General features: G+C 58.8%; 16 protein-coding genes and 1 pseudogene. 9 read left to right on the forward strand and 8 right to left on the reverse strand.

What is annotated here, in order from left to right:
• The 3 genes from ACRESJ_RS00620 to bfr all read left to right on the forward strand — a co-directional run.
• Positions 1-109: L17 family ribosomal protein (locus ACRESJ_RS00620; RefSeq protein WP_431756159.1), on the forward strand; the 109-nt coding region annotated here is incomplete at its 5' end.
• Between the two features lie 220 nt (positions 110-329).
• Positions 330-1,784, forward strand: coding sequence for a catalase (locus tag ACRESJ_RS00625; RefSeq protein ID WP_431756144.1), 1,455 nt, complete (start codon positions 330-332; stop codon positions 1,782-1,784).
• Between the two features lie 149 nt (positions 1,785-1,933).
• Positions 1,934-2,398, forward strand: coding sequence for a bacterioferritin (bfr, locus tag ACRESJ_RS00630; protein ID WP_431756145.1), 465 nt, complete (start codon positions 1,934-1,936; stop codon positions 2,396-2,398).
• 65 nt (positions 2,399-2,463) lie between these two features.
• On the opposite strand, the gene uvrA is transcribed toward bfr, so the two are convergent.
• Complete coding sequence (gene uvrA / locus ACRESJ_RS00635; protein ID WP_431756146.1) at positions 2,464-5,298, reverse strand: excinuclease ABC subunit UvrA; 2,835 nt, start codon at positions 5,296-5,298, stop codon at positions 2,464-2,466.
• 191 nt (positions 5,299-5,489) lie between these two features.
• Here uvrA and ACRESJ_RS00640 point away from each other — a divergent pair, with 191 nt between their 5' ends.
• On the forward strand, positions 5,490-6,887 hold the full coding sequence (locus tag ACRESJ_RS00640; RefSeq protein WP_431756147.1) for an MFS transporter: 1,398 nt from the start codon (positions 5,490-5,492) through the stop codon (positions 6,885-6,887).
• Between the two features lie 9 nt (positions 6,888-6,896).
• On the forward strand, positions 6,897-7,412 hold the full coding sequence (locus ACRESJ_RS00645) for a single-stranded DNA-binding protein (RefSeq protein WP_431756148.1): 516 nt from the start codon (positions 6,897-6,899) through the stop codon (positions 7,410-7,412).
• A 75-nt stretch (positions 7,413-7,487) separates the two neighbouring features.
• On the opposite strand, the gene ACRESJ_RS00650 is transcribed toward ACRESJ_RS00645, so the two are convergent.
• Together ACRESJ_RS00650 and ACRESJ_RS00655 are read right to left on the reverse strand one after the other, a co-directional pair.
• On the reverse strand, positions 7,488-8,312 hold the full coding sequence (locus tag ACRESJ_RS00650; RefSeq protein ID WP_431756149.1) for an alpha/beta fold hydrolase: 825 nt from the start codon (positions 8,310-8,312) through the stop codon (positions 7,488-7,490).
• A 37-nt stretch (positions 8,313-8,349) separates the two neighbouring features.
• The gene (locus tag ACRESJ_RS00655) at positions 8,350-8,904 is read right to left on the reverse strand and encodes a cysteine hydrolase family protein (RefSeq protein WP_431756150.1); all 555 of its coding nucleotides are present in this window, start codon (positions 8,902-8,904) and stop codon (positions 8,350-8,352) included.
• A 101-nt stretch (positions 8,905-9,005) separates the two neighbouring features.
• Between ACRESJ_RS00655 and ACRESJ_RS00660 the strand changes: the two genes are divergently transcribed.
• From ACRESJ_RS00660 to ACRESJ_RS00670, 3 genes are all read left to right on the forward strand, one after another.
• Positions 9,006-9,998, forward strand: coding sequence for a GlxA family transcriptional regulator (locus ACRESJ_RS00660; protein WP_431756151.1), 993 nt, complete (start codon positions 9,006-9,008; stop codon positions 9,996-9,998).
• Positions 9,999-10,299: 301 nt separating this feature from the next.
• Entirely contained in the window at positions 10,300-11,409 is a 1,110-nt protein-coding gene (locus tag ACRESJ_RS00665; protein WP_431756152.1) for a DUF3182 family protein, read from the forward strand.
• The gene (locus ACRESJ_RS00670; protein ID WP_431756153.1) at positions 11,399-12,157 is read left to right on the forward strand and encodes an alpha/beta hydrolase family protein; all 759 of its coding nucleotides are present in this window, start codon (positions 11,399-11,401) and stop codon (positions 12,155-12,157) included. Before ACRESJ_RS00665 ends, ACRESJ_RS00670 begins: the two co-directional genes overlap by 11 nt.
• Before the next feature lie 133 nt (positions 12,158-12,290).
• On the opposite strand, the gene ACRESJ_RS00675 is transcribed toward ACRESJ_RS00670, so the two are convergent.
• From ACRESJ_RS00675 to ACRESJ_RS00695, 5 genes are all read right to left on the reverse strand, one after another.
• Positions 12,291-13,277 (reverse strand): lysylphosphatidylglycerol synthase domain-containing protein, encoded by a 987-nt coding sequence (locus ACRESJ_RS00675; RefSeq protein WP_431756154.1) that lies wholly within the window; start codon positions 13,275-13,277, stop codon positions 12,291-12,293.
• On the reverse strand, positions 13,264-14,559 hold the full coding sequence (gene clsB / locus ACRESJ_RS00680) for a cardiolipin synthase ClsB (protein ID WP_431756155.1): 1,296 nt from the start codon (positions 14,557-14,559) through the stop codon (positions 13,264-13,266). Before clsB ends, ACRESJ_RS00675 begins: the two co-directional genes overlap by 14 nt.
• Complete coding sequence (locus ACRESJ_RS00685; RefSeq protein WP_431756156.1) at positions 14,556-15,353, reverse strand: endonuclease/exonuclease/phosphatase family protein; 798 nt, start codon at positions 15,351-15,353, stop codon at positions 14,556-14,558. Before ACRESJ_RS00685 ends, clsB begins: the two co-directional genes overlap by 4 nt.
• Entirely contained in the window at positions 15,350-15,970 is a 621-nt protein-coding gene (locus ACRESJ_RS00690; RefSeq protein ID WP_431756157.1) for a DUF72 domain-containing protein, read from the reverse strand. Before ACRESJ_RS00690 ends, ACRESJ_RS00685 begins: the two co-directional genes overlap by 4 nt.
• 206 nt (positions 15,971-16,176) lie before the next feature.
• Positions 16,177-17,379: an MFS transporter gene (locus ACRESJ_RS00695; RefSeq protein ID WP_431756158.1), complete on the reverse strand. Its 1,203-nt coding sequence runs from the start codon at positions 17,377-17,379 to the stop codon at positions 16,177-16,179.
• Positions 17,380-17,568: 189 nt separating this feature from the next.
• On the opposite strand from ACRESJ_RS00695, the pseudogene ACRESJ_RS00700 reads away from it, so the two are divergent.
• Positions 17,569-17,805 (forward strand): annotated as a pseudogene (locus ACRESJ_RS00700) (mechanosensitive ion channel protein); the annotation flags it as partial.
• Positions 17,806-18,097: the final 292 nt, after the last annotated feature.

Raw genomic sequence — 18,097 nt, forward strand, 5'->3', positions numbered from 1 at the left:
CTACCTGCGCATCCTCAAGTGCGGTTTCCGCGCTGGCGACAACGCGCCTATGGCGTACGTCGAGTTGGTTGATCGTGCTACTGCTGGCGAAGCTGTATCCGCCGAGTAAGACGTCAGTCTGAAACAAAGAACCGGGCCTAGTGCCCGGTTTTTTGTGCCTGTCAAAAAACTCGCATCGCGATGCTTTTATCTTTGGATTCAGATTATTAGATTATATATTTCTATTGATTAAGATGATTCTATAAATTTGTAGGTGTCATACGAGTGATCGATACTCCCTCTCAGCCGATTAGCCGGCAGTTGAAGACCGACAGAGGAAGGACAATCTCATGAGCCAGAACAAAACGCTTACTACTGCCAGCGGCGCTCCTGTCGCCGATAACCAGAATTCCCGTTCCGCCGGCCCTCGTGGCCCGCTGCTGCTCGACGATTTTCACCTGATCGAGAAGCTTGCCCACTTCAACCGAGAGAACATTCCTGAGCGCCGTGTCCACGCCAAAGGCTCGGGTGCTTACGGTACGTTTACCGTCTCGCGGGATATCACCCAGTACACAAGCGCCAAGCTATTCGAGAGTGTTGGTAAGCAGACTCCAACGTTCCTACGTTTCTCCACCGTAGGTGGTGAGCGCGGTTCGGCAGACACCGAGCGTGACCCACGCGGCTTTGCTTTGAAGTTCTATACCGAAGAAGGTAATTGGGACATTGTCGGCAACAATACACCGGTCTTTTTTATTCGTGATCCGCTGAAATTTCCCGACTTTATCCACACCCAAAAGCGTTTGCCGCAGAGCAACCTCAAGAGCGCTCAGGCGATGTGGGATTTCTGGTCACACTCCCCGGAGGCGCTGCACCAGGTCACCATCCTATTTTCGGATCGTGGCATTCCCGACGGCTACCGGCATATGCACGGCTTCGGCAGCCACACCTATAGCTTGATTAGTGCAAATGGTGAGCGTCATTGGGTGAAATGGCACTACAAGACTCAGCAAGGGATCAAGAACCTCACTCCGGCAGAAGCGACTCGCCTGGCGGGGGCTGACCCGGATTACGCTCAGCGCGACCTGTTTGAGGCCATTCAGAGGGGTGATTTCCCGAAATGGAGCGTGTGCATCCAGATCATGACCGAAGCCCGGGCAGCGGCCCATTACGAAAACCCGTTTGATGTGACGAAGACTTGGTCGCAGAAAGAGTTTCCCTTGATCGAAGTCGGCGAGTTGGAGCTCAATCGCAATCCGCTCAATTACTTCGCGGAGGTCGAGCAGGCTGCCTTTGGCCCGAGCAATATGGTTCCGGGTGTTGGACTGTCGCCTGACCGCATGCTGCAAGGCCGTGTGTTCGCTTACGCTGACGCACATCGCTACCGCATCGGTACCAACCATCAACAACTGCCCGTAAACGCCCCACGCAGTCCGGTAAACACGTACCAGCGCGATGGCTCAATGGCTTTTGGCAGCAACGGTGGTGCAGCTGCGAACTACGAGCCGAACAGTTATGTGGAGTCGCCGAAACAGGCGCCTCGCTATGCCGAGCCTTCGTTGGCATTGAGCGGAGCAGCTGATCGCTATGATCATCGGGAGGACACCGACTACTACAGTCACGCCGGTGCGCTGTTCCGTCTGATGAGCGATGAGCAGAAAGCGTTGCTGGTCAGCAATATCGCCGGAGCAATGGCGGGTGTGTCGAGTGATGTGATTGACCGCCAATTGCAGCATTTCTTCAAGGCCGACCCGGCATATGGAGAAGCAATCGCGAAGCTGCTCAACGTACAGCTTAACGAAGTCTAAATGAGAAGCAGAACCGCCCTTGTTTGGGCGGTTTTTGCGTTATTTAACCCGCTTTTCTCAGAATATCTTCGCTTTTATTGCGTCCGGCGAGTGACGTTATGGCCAGGTTGGTTCAAACTACAGACTTTCAAGCAGGGAGATGTAGGGCGATGCAAGGCCACCCAGACGTTATCGATTACCTCAACACGTTGCTGACCGGCGAACTGGCCGCGCGTGATCAATATTTCGTCCATTCGCGGATGTATGAGGACTGGGGTTTCACCAAGCTCTACGAACGTATCAACCACGAAATGGAAGAAGAAGCAGGGCACGCCGACGCACTGATGCGCCGCATCCTGATGCTTGAAGGCACGCCACGCATGCGTCCAGACGATTTGGACGTCGGCACGACTGTGCCGGAAATGCTCGAAGCGGATTTGCGTCTTGAGTACAAAGTACGCGCCGCGCTCTGCAAAGGCATTGAGCTCTGCGAAAAGCACCAGGACTACATCAGCCGCGAAATTCTCGAAGTTCAGCTTCACGATACTGAAGAGGATCACACCTATTGGCTGGAGAAGCAGTTGGGGCTGATCAAGTTGATCGGTATGCAGAACTACCTGCAATCCCACGCCTGATTCATCCAGGTACAAAAAAGCCCCGATCACTGTCGAAGTGACCGGGGCTTTTTCTTGGGCCTGATTCAGGCCCGATCGCGTTCCAGCAACGGTTTGAGGTAGTAGCCGGTATGAGATTGCTTCATCTCGGCGATTTCTTCTGGTGTACCCACCGCGATGATCTGGCCACCTTTGGAGCCACCTTCTGGCCCCAGATCCACCAGCCAGTCGGCGGTCTTGATCACGTCGAGGTTGTGCTCGATTACTACCACCGTGTTGCCGTGGTCGCGCAATCGATGCAGCACATCGAGCAATTGCTGGATATCTGCGAAGTGCAGGCCGGTTGTGGGTTCGTCGAGGATATACAGGGTCTTGCCGGTATCGCGCTTCGACAGCTCACGGGACAGCTTCACCCGTTGGGCCTCACCGCCGGACAGCGTTGTCGCCGATTGTCCGAGCTTGATGTACGACAGGCCGACGTCCATCAGCGTTTGCAGCTTGCGGGCCAGGGCCGGAACCGCATCAAAGAATTCACGGGCTTCCTCGATAGTCATTTCGAGTGTTTCGTGGATGCTTTTGCCCTTGTATTTGATCTCAAGGGTTTCGCGGTTATAGCGTTTGCTCTTGCAAACATCGCACGGCACATAGATGTCCGGCAGGAAGTGCATCTCTACCTTGATCAGGCCATCACCCTGGCAAGCCTCGCAGCGTCCGCCTTTCACGTTAAAGGAGAAACGCCCTGGCCCGTAGCCTCGTGATCGGGACTCCGGTACGCCGGCGAACAGTTCGCGAATGGGCGTAAACAGCCCGGTGTAGGTTGCCGGGTTGGAACGCGGTGTGCGTCCGATCGGGCTTTGGTCGATGTCGACGACCTTATCCAGATGCTCCAGGCCCTTGATGCTGTCGTGCGCGGCAGCTTCGAGAGTGGTTGCACCGTTGAGCGCCGTTGCGCTCAAAGGGAAAAGGGTGTTGTTGATCAGCGTCGATTTACCCGAGCCGGATACACCGGTCACACAGGTCAGCAGACCGATCGGGATATCCAGATCGACGTTGCGCAAGTTGTTGCCGCGAGCGCCCTTGAGCGACAGTTGCAGCTTCTTGTTGCGGGGTGTGCGCTTGGCCGGTACTTCGATTTTCACTCGCCCCGACAGGTACTTGCCGGTCAGCGAGTCCGGATGCGACATCACCTCGGCGGGTGTGCCTTCAGCAACGATATTGCCGCCGTGGACGCCTGCGCCCGGGCCGATATCCACCACGTAGTCAGCCAGGCGGATAGCATCTTCGTCATGCTCGACCACGATCACCGTGTTGCCGATGTCCCGCAGGTGTTTCAGGGTGCCGAGCAACCGGTCGTTATCGCGCTGGTGCAAGCCAATCGAAGGTTCGTCGAGGATGTACAGAACGCCAACCAGGCCGGCGCCGATCTGGCTCGCCAGACGAATACGCTGCGCTTCACCGCCAGACAGCGTGTCCGCACTGCGGTCCAGCGATAGATAGTCGAGGCCGACGTTGACCAGAAACTGAAGGCGCTCACGGATTTCCTTGAGGATCTTGTCGGCGATCTCGCCACGGCGACCAGTCAGTGACAGTCCGCCGAAATACTCGCAGGCATCGCCGATGGGCAGATTGGTCACTGCCGGCAGGTTCTTCTCTCCCACCCACACATGCCGCGCCTCACGCCGCAGACGAGTGCCACGGCAGTCAGGGCAAGACTGGGTGCTGAGGAACTTGGCCAGTTCCTCTCGAACCGACGCCGACTCGGTTTCGCGATAACGGCGCTCCAGGTTCGGCACGATGCCTTCGAACGGATGCGAGCGTTTGACGATATCGCCACGGTCGTTCAGGTATTTGAAGTCGACATTTTGCGAGCCGCTGCCGTGCAGGATCTGCTTTTGCTGATCGGACGGGAGCTCGCCGAATGGCACCTCCAGACTGAAATTGAAGTGGGAGGCGAGCGATCCGAGCATCTGGAAGTAATAGACGTTGCGCCGATCCCATCCGCGAATCGCGCCTTCGGCGAGTGTCAGCTCGGCATTGACCAGTCGCTTGATGTCGAAAAACTGCTTCACACCCAGTCCGTCACAAGTCGGGCAGGCGCCAGCCGGGTTGTTGAAGGAAAACAGTTTGGGCTCGAGCTCGCTGATGGCATGACCGCAAATCGGGCAGGCGAAACGCGCGGAGAAGATCATCTCTTCGCCCGGTTCTTCATCCATCGGCGCCACAAGGGCGATGCCGTCAGCCAGCTTCAGCGCGGTCTCGAAGGACTCAGCCAGACGCTGCTGCAGGTCGGCGCGGACCTTGAATCGGTCGACCACTACATCAATAGAGTGTTTTTTCTGTTTGTCGAGCTTGGGTGCTTCGTCCAGCTCATAAAGCTTGCCGTTGATCCGGGCGCGTACGAAGCCTTGGGCACGCAGTTCTTCGAAGACCGACAGGTGCTCGCCTTTGCGCTCGCGAATGACCGGCGCCAACAGCATGAGCTTGCTGCCTTCGGGTTGCGCGAGCACCAGGTCGACCATTTGGCTGACGGTTTGCGCCTCCAGCGGAATGTCGTGATCGGGGCAACGCGGAATGCCCACGCGAGCGTAAAGCAGGCGCAGATAGTCGTAGATTTCAGTGATGGTGCCGACCGTCGAGCGCGGGTTGTGCGAGGTCGACTTCTGTTCAATGGAGATTGCCGGCGACAGTCCTTCGATGGTGTCGACGTCAGGCTTTTCCATCATCGACAAAAACTGCCGGGCATAGGCTGAAAGCGATTCGACGTAGCGGCGCTGGCCTTCGGCGTACAAGGTGTCGAAGGCCAGGGACGACTTGCCGGAGCCGGACAAGCCGGTGATGACGATCAGTTTGTCCCGTGGCAGGGTCAGGTCGATGTTCTTCAGGTTGTGGGTTCGAGCCCCACGTATCAGGATCTTGTCCAAGGTGGCCTCGCTCGGCGGGCGTCGAAAACGTAGGAGTATACGGCCAAATACTGGATGGATGCACACTATCGAGTGATGTCGTTGCAGGCTTAGATGAAAGCTCTGTCATCTACACGCGGCAAAGCGTCGCGATATACCCTGCTAATCGATGGGACTGGTAGAATCGCCGCCGGTTCACACGAGGTTTTTCCATGCACGATCCCCACAGCGAGCGTATGAGTGGCAGCGAGACCCGCGCAGCAAGCGGTCTGGCCCTGGTGTTCGCCTTCCGTATGCTTGGCATGTTCATGGTGTTGCCGGTACTGGCGACCTATGGGATGGATCTGGCAGGAGCGACCCCGGCCCTGATCGGGCTGGCGATTGGCGCTTATGGCCTGACCCAGGCAATTTTCCAGATTCCTTTCGGTTTCATTTCCGACCGCATCGGTCGGCGCCCGGTCATTTACCTGGGCTTGATCGTTTTCGCGCTCGGCAGTGTGTTGGCGGCCAACGCCGATTCCATCTGGGGCGTGATCGCCGGACGAATCCTGCAAGGCGCCGGGGCGATTTCCGCCGCGGTCATGGCATTGCTGTCGGACCTGACCCGGGAGCAGCATCGGACCAAGGCGATGGCCATGATTGGCATGACCATCGGGCTGTCGTTCGCTGTCGCCATGGTGGTTGGCCCGCTGCTAACCCGCGCATTCGGGCTGTCCGGGCTGTTTCTTGCCACGGGCGGCATGGCGCTGTTGGGCATCGTGATCGTGATGTTCATGGTGCCGCGTTCCACCGGGCCGTTGCAGCATCGTGAGTCTGGCGTCGCGCGCCAGGCGTTGATCCCGACACTCAAACACCCCGACTTGCTGCGCCTGGACCTGGGCATTTTTGTGTTACATGCAATGTTGATGTCGAGCTTCGTTGCCTTGCCGCTGGCCTTGGTCGAAAAAGCCGGGCTGCCCAAGGAGCAGCACTGGTGGGTTTATCTGACCGCGCTGTTGATCTCTTTCTTCGCCATGATCCCGTTCATTATCTACGGCGAGAAGAAACGCAAAATGAAACGAGTTTTGCTCGGCGCCGTCATGACGCTGATGCTCACTGAGCTATTCTTCTGGCAGTTCGGCGATAGCTTGCGGGCTCTGGTGATCGGTACGGTGGTGTTCTTCACCGCGTTCAATCTGCTGGAAGCGTCGTTGCCATCGCTGATCAGCAAGGTTTCACCGGCAGGCGGCAAAGGCACGGCGATGGGGGTGTATTCCACCAGTCAGTTCCTGGGTTCTGCTCTGGGGGGCATTCTCGGCGGTTGGTTGTTCCAGCATGGCGGTCTGTCGGTTGTGTTCCTCGGATGCGCCGGTCTGGCTGCCCTCTGGCTGGCCTTTGCTGTTACCATGCGAGAACCTCCCTACGTGACAAGCCTGCGCTTGCCGTTGTCGCCCGAGGCGATCCGCGAAGCGGGTCTGGTCGAGCGCCTGAAGGCTGTCGTAGGGGTAACAGATGCAGTGATAGTCGCTGATGAGGCGGCCATTTACATCAAATTGGACACCGAACTATTGGATCGCACCACCCTTGAAAGCCTGGTGAACAACCCGGCCGGGGCAGCGTGCGTAGCCTAGGAGAACGTAATGGCCCGTGGGGTTAACAAAGTCATATTGGTCGGTACTTGCGGCCAGGATCCTGAAGTTCGTTACCTGCCGAATGGCAACGCCGTGACCAACCTGAGTCTGGCGACCAGCGAACAGTGGACCGACAAGCAAACCGGTCAGAAAGTTGAAAAGACCGAATGGCACCGTGTTTCGATGTTCGGCAAAGTTGCCGAAATCGCCGGCGAATACCTGCGTAAAGGTTCGCAGGTTTACATCGAAGGCAAGCTGCAGACCCGCGAGTGGGAAAAAGACGGCATCAAGCGTTACACCACTGAAATCGTGGTCGACATGCAAGGCACCATGCAACTGTTGGGCGGCCGTCCTCAGGGCGACCAGCAAGGCCAGGGCGGCGGTAACAACTACCAGCAATCCGCTCCGCGCCAGCAGGCTCCGCGTCCTGCACCGCAACAGCAGCCACAGCGCCAGGCCCCACAGCAGGCCGCGCCGCAACCGGCTCCGGATTTCGACAGCTTTGATGACGATATCCCATTCTGATTCTTTGACCAGAAACAGAACCTGAAAAAGCCCGGCCTCCCTATGGATGCCGGGCTTTTTGCTTATGGCTCCGGATCAGCCTTTGGCGAAGGCCAGCATGTCCGCGTTCACTTTCTCTTTATGCGTATCCGTCAGCCCGTGTGGCGCGCCGGGGTAGACGATCAACTCTGCATGCTCGATCAACCGCTTGCTCTCCAGTCCCGCCGCTTGAATAGGCACGATCTGGTCGTCATCGCCGTGGATGATCAGGGTCGGCACATCGAACTTTTTCAGGTCTTCGCGGAAATCCGTTTCCGAGAAAGCCTTGATGCTGTCCAAAGTGTTTTTGTGGCCACCCATCATGCCTTGCATCCAGAACGAGTCGATCAGCCCCTGTGACGATTTTGCACCGGGGCGGTTGAAGCCAAAGAACGGACCGCCGGCGATGTCCTTGTACAGTTGCGAGCGGTCGGCGATGGAGCCGGCGCGGATGCCGTCAAAGACTTCGATCGGCAGGCCTTTGGGATTGGTGTCGGTCTTCAGCATCAGCGGCGGCACGGCGGAGATCAGTCCGGCCTTGGCCAAGCGTTTTGTACCGTGACGGCCGATGTAGCGGGCAACCTCACCACCACCGGTGGAGAAGCCGAAAAGAATCACGTCCTTAAGATCCAGATGCTCGATCAGTTGCGCCAGATCGTCGGCATAGTGATCCATGTCGTTACCGTCCCACGGCTGGCTGGATCGGCCATGGCCTCGACGATCGTGCGCGATGGCGCGGAAGCCGTTGTTGGCGAAGTGCAGCATCTGCGATTCCCAACTGTCGGCGCTCAGGGGCCAGCCGTGGCTGAACACCACCGGTTGTCCGCTGCCCCAATCCTTGTAATAGATTGTGTTGCCTTCGCGAGTCGTCAGAGTAGCCATGTCGATCATCTCCAGTGAGTAGCGTGGGTCGGGCGTTTTAGTGGTTGGCGGCAAGGAACTCGTCGGTGGACACCACGTTGGCGTAGGCAAAACCCAGCGCTGACATGAATGCAGCATGAACGTGGGCCGCCGGGACGGTGAGGCCGTTGAATTCCAGGTCGCGGGAGGCACAGGCATCGTGGATCACCGTGACGCTGTAGCCCAGGTCGTTGGCTGCGCGGGTGATGCCGTCGACGCACATGTGGCTCATGCTGCCGACGACGACCAGTTCCTTGATGCCTTGCTCGTCGAGGATTGACTGTAGTTCGGTTTCGCGGAACGAGTTGACGAAGTGTTTCAGCACCACTGGTTCGTTGGCGTGGTTGAGGACTTTGGGGTGCAACTTGGCGCCTTCGGAGCCGGGGGTGAAGAAGGGTGCGGCGTCCGAGGTGAACTCGTGGCGGATGTGCACCACCGAATCACCCGCCTCGCGGAAGGCACTGAGCAGGCGGACGGCGTTGTCTGCAGCGGCATCTGCGCCGACCAGCGGCCATTTGCCTTGGGGGAAGTAGTCGTTTTGGATATCAACTACGATGAGTGCTTGCTTGGCCATGACTGTTTCCTCGAAGTGCGTTTGGGTGTGGAATCAAGTATTGGCCCGAGCACGCGATTCGTGGATTGGCCGCACCGACAATAGAAGGGGGAAAACTGACAATGGACGCACAAAGGGCAATCGCCGAGCTGGGCGTGTTGATCTATCCCGGCGCGCAGATGGCGGCGGTGCATGGATTGACGGACCTGTTCGAGGTGGCCAACCGGATTGCCGCCGAGCATCAGACTGCGCATTTGCCGGTATTGCGCGTGAGCCATTGGCAGGTTGAAGGCGATCAGGCGCCAGTTCGGGTCTACGACAGCCACCCCAGCCCGGACCGCGCATTAGTTGCAGTGATGATTCCGCCGTCAATCGCCGGGTTCTCCGAAGGCCAGGCGCCCCAGGGGCTGATTCGCTGGATTCGTCAGCAACACGCCAGCGGCGCAACCCTGGGCGGTGTTTGCGTGGGCTCTATCCTGTTGGCCGAAAGCGGCTTGCTCGATGGTCGTAGCGCCACCACTCACTGGACCTCGTCGAAGGCCTTCGCTGAGCGTTACCCGGCGATCAAGCTCAAGGCCGATACGCCCATTGTCGACGACGGTGACCTGATCACCACCGCCGGGCTGATGGCCTGGTCAGAGTTGGGGCTGCGGTTGGTGGATCGCCTGATGGGCCCGAGCATCGCCACGGGTACGGCGCGTTTTCTGGTGGTGGAGCACAGTGACAGCGCCAGCGAGTGCGGCAGTAATTTCGCACCGATTCTCAGCCACGGCGATGCATCGATCCTCAAGGTTCAGCACTGGCTGCAAAGTACCGGGGCCACCGACGTTTCACTGACAGCAATGGCCGAGCGAGCGGGGCTTGAGGAACGTACGTTCCTGCGTCGATTTCGCGCCGCGACTGGGCTCAAGCCCACTGAATACTGCCAGCACTTGCGAGTTGGCAAGGCCAGGGAAATGCTCGAATTCACCAATGGCACCATCGATCACATTGCCTGGACCGTGGGCTATCAGGATCCGGGAGCGTTTCGTTCGACCTTCAAGAAAATCACAGGATTGGGGCCGAGTGATTATCGAACGCGGTTTGGGGTGACGCCGAGTGCAGCGGCACGGTGACGTATCTTCAAAAACTCCCTGTGGGAGCGAGCCTGCTCGCGAAGACGTCGGCAAATACAACACAACGGTGACTGATACACCGCTATCGCCAGCAGGCTGGCTCCCACAAAGGGCGTTTGCAAGGCGTGAATCGTGCAAATTGCAGGAAGTGCAGTGGCGTTCGTGCAGAATAAAACGGGCGATGTGCCATCGTTGGTGATGCGAACCACTGATTGCAAAGGTATTTCTTCTCTTCCCCGATTGGCCTGATCTCTGCACCCCCATCCACTACATTCATCAAGCGCTGATTGAAGGGGAACGCATGACCCCAACAGGCCGAAAGAAACTGGTGGTTGCCCATTCGGTGCACCCAGACGCGCCAAAACATGAAGTCGAAACCAATCGGGCCCTGGCCCGCTGGTTGGCGCGAATCCTCGGGCTCAAGTACGGCGGTAGTTACGACCCGCAACAGCATGGCGGTCGAGATCTGTATTTGTTGCCAACCCAAACGTTAGTGGGCGCTGCTGCCGCCCAGGAACTGGGGGTCAAGGGGCCGGAGGATTTGTGGGGCGGTTATGTCGAACATGACTTCATCTGCACCAAAGCCATCAGCCATGGTTTGCTCAACCACCAGGCACATGCCCCTCAAGGCTGGGCGCCGCTGTTTTCCGAACGGGTGCGCAGTGTCGTGCTGGATGGGCTCAGCGTGTTCGCGTTCGAGGATGCGCGGCCAGCGGCGGAACATCTGCTCTATACGGGGCCGATCCGGCTCAAGCCGATTCACGCGTGCGCTGGGCGCGGTCAGGAAGTCATCGAAAGCCTCGACCAGTTCGACAAAATCCTGGCGCGTCCCGATGCCAAAGCGTTGTTCTGCGAGGGTGTGGTGCTGGAACAGGACTTGGATCAGGTGATCACCCACAGCGTCGGTCAGAGTTTCATCGGCAATAGACTGATGAGTTACTGCGGTGATCAATACTTGACCGAAGACGCTCACGGCGAGCAGGTGTACGGCGGTTCCAATCTGCTGGTGGTGCAGGGCGATTACGACGATCTGTTGAAACTGGATTTGCCAGATGATGTGCAGCTGGCGATCCAACAGGCGCAAGTGTTCGACAGCGCAGCCGATGAAGCCTATCCCGGTTTTTATGCCTCGCGGCGCAACTACGACATCGCCCAAGGCATGGCCAGCGACGGCAAGCAGCGCAGTGGCGTGCTTGAACAATCCTGGCGTATGGGCGGGGCCAGCAGTGCCGAAGTGGCGGCTTTACAGAGCTTCGTCAACGATCCGCAAATGCGCGCGATTCGGGTGTCTTCGGTGGAAACTTACATCGATCAGGCGCTACCGGTGGACGCTATCGAGGTGTACCGGGGGCCGGCGCAAAACAGCGATTTTCTTCTCAAGTACGTAACGGTCAAGTCCTATGACGGCTAGAAGCGAAAGCATTCAAATCGACATCGACGATGAGCAGATGAGCGGGACTTTCCTCAGTCCCAAATCGAAAGTCCCCGGCGTGCTATTCGTGCACGGCTGGGGTGGTAGCCAGGAACGAGATCTGGAGCGGGCCAAAGGCATCGCGGGCTTGGGATGTGTATGCCTGACGTTCGACTTGCGCGGGCATACCGGCGGCACCGGTATTCCATTGAGCCGGGTGAGCCGCGAGGACAACCTGCGCGACTTGCTGGCGGCCTATGACCGACTGCTCTCACACCCGGCGCTCGACACCTCGGCGATTGCCGTTGTCGGCACCAGTTACGGTGGTTATCTGGCCTCGATCCTGACGTCGCTGCGGCCGGTGCGCTGGTTGGCGCTGCGTGTGCCGGCGTTGTATCGCGACGATCAATGGCATGCGCCCAAGCGTGATCTGGACAAACTTGACTTGCGCGATTACCGAAGCACCTTGGTGCGCGCCGACAGCAATCGGGCCTTACATGCCTGCTCGGAATTTACCGGGGATGTGTTGCTGGTGGAGTCGCAGACCGATGACTTCGTGCCCCATGCAACCATCATGAGTTACCGCGCGGCCTGCCAGCAGACTCACTCATTGACCCACCGCATTATCGACGGCGCCGATCACGCGTTGAGTGACCCTGTCTCGCAACAGGCATACACCTCGATCCTCGTGGACTGGATCACGGAAATGGTGGTGGGTGAGCGGTTGAGCATTATCCAAGCCAAGTAAGTTGGGGTGGTCTTGCGGGCGCCATCGCGGGCAAGCCCGCTCCCACAGGGTTCTTTGTCGTGCACAAAATTTAGGTACGCCGCAGATCCATGTGGGGCTTGCCCGCGATGGCGTCGGTGAAAGCACCACAAAATCACTTGGGTTTCTTCGCGATCCGCAACGACTTGGCCTTGGCCTCCACCACCAAATACATCACCAGTGTGATCAACAGCGGCAGCAGAAAATAGATCGCCCGATACGCCAGTAATCCTGCCACCAGACTGCCCCGGGAAACCTCGTGTTGCAGCAGTGCGACGAACACCGCCTCCAGCACGCCAAGGCCAGCAGGGATATGCGTGATGACACCCGCGATGGCGCTGATCAGCAACACGCCGAGCACCAGCGGGTAGTCAAGTTTGCTCGGCAGCAGCGTGAAAATCACCGCCGCCATGAGCGACCAGTTCAATGCCCCCAGCATCAATTGCAGGATGGCCATACGCAGGGACGGCAAGTTGATTTCCACCCCGCGAATCGACCATTCACGGCGGCTGGAGAATCTACAGGCCGCGAGATATCCCGCGCTCACCAACAGCAACAACACGCCCACACCTTGCAACGCGCCGCTGCTCAATTTCCAGCCTGGCGGCATCCGGACCAGGCCACTGCTGAACACAACGCCGGCAATCAGCATGTAGCCGAACCAGTTGGTCGCAAGGCTCAGACCGAGGATTTTTGCGATGTTGCTCTTGCTCACCCCGAGTCGCGAATACAGGCGGTAGCGCATGGCGATGCCACCGACCCAAGCGCTCAGATTGAGGTTGAAGGCGTAGCTGATGATGCCCACCGGGAGTATCTGCTTCCAGGTGAGGTCCTGACGGATGTAGGTCCGTCCAATCAGATCGAAACAGGCATAGACCAGAAAACTCACCACGGTCAGGCTGGATGCAATGATCAACGTGCGCACCTTGAAATCGGCCAGGGTTTGCAGCACTTCGGCCCATTCGATGCGCTGGGCGAACATCGTCAGCAGTATGATCAGCGCCAGAAAAAACAGCAGGGTCAGCGGTCGTTTAAAGCGGCTCCAACGTGACTTGGCCGGGTGGTTGGCGTGGGCCGCCGCATGCGCGTCATTGCGACTCATGATGATCGCTCCCAGCCGTGGGTGTGAAGGGTTTCAGCCGTGGTTTATGCGCCGGCAGCCAACCGGCCCACGCCGGAAAATGCCGCAAGAAGTGAAACACCAAAAAGCCCACAGTCATGTGCCAGAGGCGCCCGCGTGGTGCCTTGTCCACTGACATGGCCTTGCAATGGTTGTCGCTCAGATCATCCAGTCGATCGGCGAGGACACGGTTGAAATGGCGGTCACGGATCAACACGTTGGCTTCCAGGTTCATCGACAGGCTCAACGGGTCGAGATTGCTTGAGCCCACCGTGCTCCAGTCTTCGTCCACCAGCGCGACCTTGCCGTGCAACGGACGGTCGCAGTATTCGTAGATCTTTACCCCGGACTTGAGCAAGTAGTCATAGGTCATGCGTGCCGCGAGCTTGGCCACCATCACATCCGGTTGGCCCTGCAAAATCAGCCGAACGTCTACCCCGCGACGGGCAGCGTTGCGAATCTCGCGCAGCAATCGATAGCCTGGGAAAAAATAAGCGTTGGCAATGAACACGCGACGCTGTGCCGTGCGCAGCACCTGGCGATAAACCTCTTCGATGTCGGTGGGATGCTCGGCGTTGTCGCGGTAGACCAAACGCACCTGGCCGTCGTGGTCGCTGATCGCCAGTTCCGAACGGCGTTGCCGGCGTCGTTGCCACCAGTATTTGGCCCGGGCCGGTCGACCGCTTTGCAGCAAGGCAAAGTGATGGATGTCGGCCACGGCCGGGCCTTGCACCTCTACGGAATAATCCTGCTTGGCTTCGGGGCCGAAGTCGGCCAAATGGTCGGCGGAAAAATTGATCCCGCCAATGAACGCAATGCTGCCGTCGACCACCACGATCTTGCGATGCAGGCGTCGGAACCAGTTGGTGCGAATGCCCAGACGCTTGGGCGCCGGGTCGAACATCTGCAAGCGCACGCCGGCGGCGCTCAGGGCGCTGAGAAATCCGCTGCTCAGCTCGCCGCAGCCGAAACCATCGAGGCTGACGGTGGTGCGCACCCCGCGTTGGGCGGCTTCTATCAGGATCTGCTGCAATTCGTTGCCGACCTTATCTTCGAATACGATAAAGGTCTCCAGCAGGATTTCACTCTGGGCCTGACGCAGCGCTTCAAAGACTCTGGGAAAGTACGCTTCGCCGTTTTCCAGCAGCTCGACCCGGTTGCTGCCATGCCAGCCGTACTCGATGTCGACGAGAGCCGGCTCGTGAATTGGCGCTGGTTTGGCTCGCTGGTCCACACTGGTTTTCTCCATCGATGAGCTGCTCATAGCTCGATCTCCACCGACAGCGGGGCATGGTCGGAAAGGTGCGACCAGGGCCGCGTGGTCAACACTTGTGGTTGACTGGCCTTGAGGTTGCGCACGTAGATGCGGTCCAGGCGCAGAGTCGGCAGTCGTGCAGGAAAACTGCGCGCCGGTTTGCCGTGGTGCTGGGCAAAAACCTCTCGCAATCCGCAGGGTGTCAGCAGGTCATCGGCGCGCTGGCGCCAGTCGTTGAAATCACCGGCGACGATCACCGGCGCATCATTGGGCAGTTCCGCAAGGCGACGGGCGAGCAGCTTGAGTTGTTCATTGCGATGAGTCTCACGCAAGCCTAAGTGGACGCAAATCGCATGGACCTGCGGGCCATCACCGGGCAGGCGTAATACGCAATGCAGAAGGCCCCGGTTCTCATGACCGCTGATGGACACGTCGAGGTTGTCGTGACGCACGATCTGGAATTTCGACAGCAGCGCGTTGCCGTGATCGCCGGCCGGATAAACCGCATTGCGCCCGTAGGCGAACTGCGGCCATAGGGTGTCGGCCAGAAACTCATACTGCGGCATCGCCGGCCAATTGGTGTAGCGCTTCGGATGCTGTTCATGAGTGCCGTGCACTTCCTGCAGAAACACCACATCCGCGGACACGCTGCGCACTGCTTCGCGCAGCTCCGGCAGAATGAATCGTCGGTTCAACGCGGTGAAGCCCTTGTGCGTATTGACTGTCAGCACCGTAAAACGGTGCACGGTGGTCTCGATGGACACCTGCTCATCCGTGGTGCCGACCGGCTCGGAAATGCTCATGACAGTGCTCCTTCGGCAACAGGTTCACCGGGGGCGGTGAGCAAATTCCTGTCGAGGTCGAAACGCTCGAGCAGGCGGCGGGCATCGAAGGGCGCGCGAACTTTGATGTCATTGTCGAAATAGCAGAACACTTCGCGGGACTTGCGAGCACTGAGCTTTTGTCGTGGGGCGATCAGGTGCGAGTCGTGCTGGTGGGCGAGGGCGGCCGCCTGTTCGGTGTCGTGCGGTAACTGGTCGAGAAAGATTTCGAACAGTTCGGCATCGAATGTGAAGTTGGGCGGGAATTGCCAGAGGATCGGGCCGAGTTTTTCCTTGAGTTCCAGAACGCCGGAGGCAAAGAAATTGGCCAGGGGTTTATGAATGTCACGCAGGCGTTTGATGTGGGTAATGAAGCGCGGGGCTTTGACGCTGAAGATGAAGTGCGGCGGGGTTTCGGCATACCAGCGGGCGTACCGGTCAGGCCGCTGCAGGGCGTAGAACGATCCGTTGATTTCGATGCTGTTGACGGCCCTCGACGCGAATTGCAGCTCGCGTTTTTGGGGCAAGCCCTTTGGGTAGAAATCCCCCCGCCAGGGCGTGTAGCGCCAACCTGAAATGCCAATGTGAATCGCCGCCATGTCGCCTCCCGTCCGATTGCTCCATTTCTTTGCTGACTGCTGGGTGGATAGGAAAGTTTCGGCGGGGGTATGGACGGTATCGCTACTCGGGAGCACCCATCAAAACAATTGTGGGAGCTAGCCTGCTAGCGATAGGGCATTCACATTCAAAGAAGATGTCGAATGTGCCGCCGTCATCGCTAGCAGGCTAGCTCCCACAGGGGGCATCAGTGGCTTGGGACGATACGGGTTGAGTACTCGGCATGCACCGGCCCCAACCGATCCAGGCGACCGCTCCAGGCGGTCAGTGCCAGCGCCACCAATACCACCAACCCACCGATCCACGCGGTATGGATCAAGCCCATGTGCGCAACGATCAAGCCACCGCCCCATGCGCCACCGGCGATGCCAAGGTTGAACGCTGCGATATTCAGGCCGGAAGCCACGTCCACTGCATGGGGCGTGTGATGTTCAGCCTGTCGCACCACATACACCTGCAACCCCGGCACATTGCCGAACGCCACGGCGCCCCAGACCAGTACTGTGGCCAGCGCCAACCATGGGTTGCCGGCGGTGAAGGTCAGCATGAACAGCACAGCGGCGAGCAGGGCGAAGATGACTTTCAGGGCACTGATCGGGCCGCGTTTATCGGCCAGTTTGCCACCCCAGATATTGCCGACGGCCACCGAGATTCCGTAGACCAGCAACACCAGGCTGACAGTGCTGGCGCTGAACCCGGAGATATCCTGAAGGATCGGCGCCAGGAACGTGAAAGCAATGAAAGAACCGCCATAACCGACCGCCGTCATGGCGTACACCAGCAGCAAGCGCGGTTGCTTGAGCACCTGCAATTGCTGCAAGAGCGAAGCAGGTTTGCTGTGGGCGATGTTCTTCGGCACGTAGATCAGGCTGCCAATGAACGCAATCACACCCAGAGCGGACACGGCGAGGAAGGTTTCACGCCAGCCGAAATGTTGACCGATGAACGTGCCCAGCGGGACACCAGTGACCAACGCCACGGTGAGGCCGGTAAACATGATGGCGATGGCGCTGGCGGCTTTTTCCTTGGGCACTAGACTGGTGGCGATGGTAGAACCGATCGAGAAAAACACGCCATGGGCCAGGCCGGTGACGATCCGCGCCAGGATCAGCGACTCGTAACTCGGCGCTTTCCAGGCCAGCAGGTTGCCGAGGGTGAACAACACCATCAGCGACAACAGCAGCAGTTTACGAGGGACTTTGCCGGTCAGGGCGGTCAACACCGGGGCGCCGACAGCGACACCCAAGGCATACAGGCTGACCAACAGACCGGCCGACGGCAGACTGACACCGAGGTCGGCGCCAATGGTGGGTAATAGACCAACGATGACGAACTCGGTCGTCCCGATGGCGAAGGCGCTGAGGGTCAGCGCGAGCAAGGCAATGGGCATGGCTGCAACTCCGGTGGGCTGATTTGATGGAGTGCAGTGTCGGGGTTTGGGTTGTGCGGAAAAATACAGGGATGAGCATTTGATATTTGCTTCGAGCGCAAAGATTGCCCGGCATTTGCGAATGCACGCCGAACTTGCCCGGTCTTTCTCGATCAGTTCCTTACAGCCTAATCCAAAGGCGCGGATGCCTTGATCAAGCTCAAGACCGCGATACTACTGGGGGCGTTGCTGTTATTGGGCAGCGAGGAGCTGGAAGCTGCGGCGGTACCGGGGCTGCCGGCCGCGACCACCGCCGCGACGCCACCGGCACACCCTCAACCGCTGGTGCAGGGCGGGTTGCTGGGCGCCATCAGTTCCAGCATTGACGAGGTGCAGGAAAAGCTCGATCTCAACGAAAACCTGGTCGACGCCTGGCGCCTGAGGGCCGCGTGGTGCTGACGGCGCAGTTTCGCACTGTATCCGGGGGGCAATATGCGGTGAGCCGGGCGTTCAACCAGCGGCTGAAAAAGCTTGTGGATAACAGCCCTTGGGTACACTTCGCGCAGACTTATCCACAGCAGGCGCTGGTGCCGAGGCATTTGGAGTCGCGGCAGGATGGAGTGGTGGAGCCGGAGCATTCGGCGGTGTTGATGCCGGATCGGCCGCGGCCACAATAGTTGTGTCGATCCTGATGGCCTCATCGCGGGCAAGCCCGCTCCCACAGGTTTCTTTGTACGCC

The organism is Pseudomonas sp., assembly GCF_050739655.1.
GTDB lineage: Bacteria > Pseudomonadota > Gammaproteobacteria > Pseudomonadales > Pseudomonadaceae > Aquipseudomonas.

What these genes read in the sequence shown, in the direction of transcription:
- ACRESJ_RS00625 (WP_431756144.1), top strand. Translation starts at nt 330, where the DNA reads ATGAGCCAGAACAAAACGCTTACTACTGCCAGCGGCGCTCCTGTCGCC.
- bfr (WP_431756145.1), top strand. Translation starts at nt 1,934, where the DNA reads ATGCAAGGCCACCCAGACGTTATCGATTACCTCAACACGTTGCTGACC.
- ACRESJ_RS00640 (WP_431756147.1), top strand. Translation starts at nt 5,490, where the DNA reads ATGCACGATCCCCACAGCGAGCGTATGAGTGGCAGCGAGACCCGCGCA.
- ACRESJ_RS00645 (WP_431756148.1), top strand. Translation starts at nt 6,897, where the DNA reads ATGGCCCGTGGGGTTAACAAAGTCATATTGGTCGGTACTTGCGGCCAG.
- ACRESJ_RS00650 (WP_431756149.1), bottom strand. Translation starts at nt 8,312, where the DNA reads ATGGCTACTCTGACGACTCGCGAAGGCAACACAATCTATTACAAGGAT.
- ACRESJ_RS00655 (WP_431756150.1), bottom strand. Translation starts at nt 8,904, where the DNA reads ATGGCCAAGCAAGCACTCATCGTAGTTGATATCCAAAACGACTACTTC.
- ACRESJ_RS00660 (WP_431756151.1), top strand. Translation starts at nt 9,006, where the DNA reads ATGGACGCACAAAGGGCAATCGCCGAGCTGGGCGTGTTGATCTATCCC.
- ACRESJ_RS00665 (WP_431756152.1), top strand. Translation starts at nt 10,300, where the DNA reads ATGACCCCAACAGGCCGAAAGAAACTGGTGGTTGCCCATTCGGTGCAC.
- ACRESJ_RS00670 (WP_431756153.1), top strand. Translation starts at nt 11,399, where the DNA reads ATGACGGCTAGAAGCGAAAGCATTCAAATCGACATCGACGATGAGCAG.
- ACRESJ_RS00675 (WP_431756154.1), bottom strand. Translation starts at nt 13,277, where the DNA reads ATGAGTCGCAATGACGCGCATGCGGCGGCCCACGCCAACCACCCGGCC.
- clsB (WP_431756155.1), bottom strand. Translation starts at nt 14,559, where the DNA reads ATGAGCAGCTCATCGATGGAGAAAACCAGTGTGGACCAGCGAGCCAAA.
- ACRESJ_RS00685 (WP_431756156.1), bottom strand. Translation starts at nt 15,353, where the DNA reads ATGAGCATTTCCGAGCCGGTCGGCACCACGGATGAGCAGGTGTCCATC.
- ACRESJ_RS00690 (WP_431756157.1), bottom strand. Translation starts at nt 15,970, where the DNA reads ATGGCGGCGATTCACATTGGCATTTCAGGTTGGCGCTACACGCCCTGG.
- ACRESJ_RS00695 (WP_431756158.1), bottom strand. Translation starts at nt 17,379, where the DNA reads ATGCCCATTGCCTTGCTCGCGCTGACCCTCAGCGCCTTCGCCATCGGG.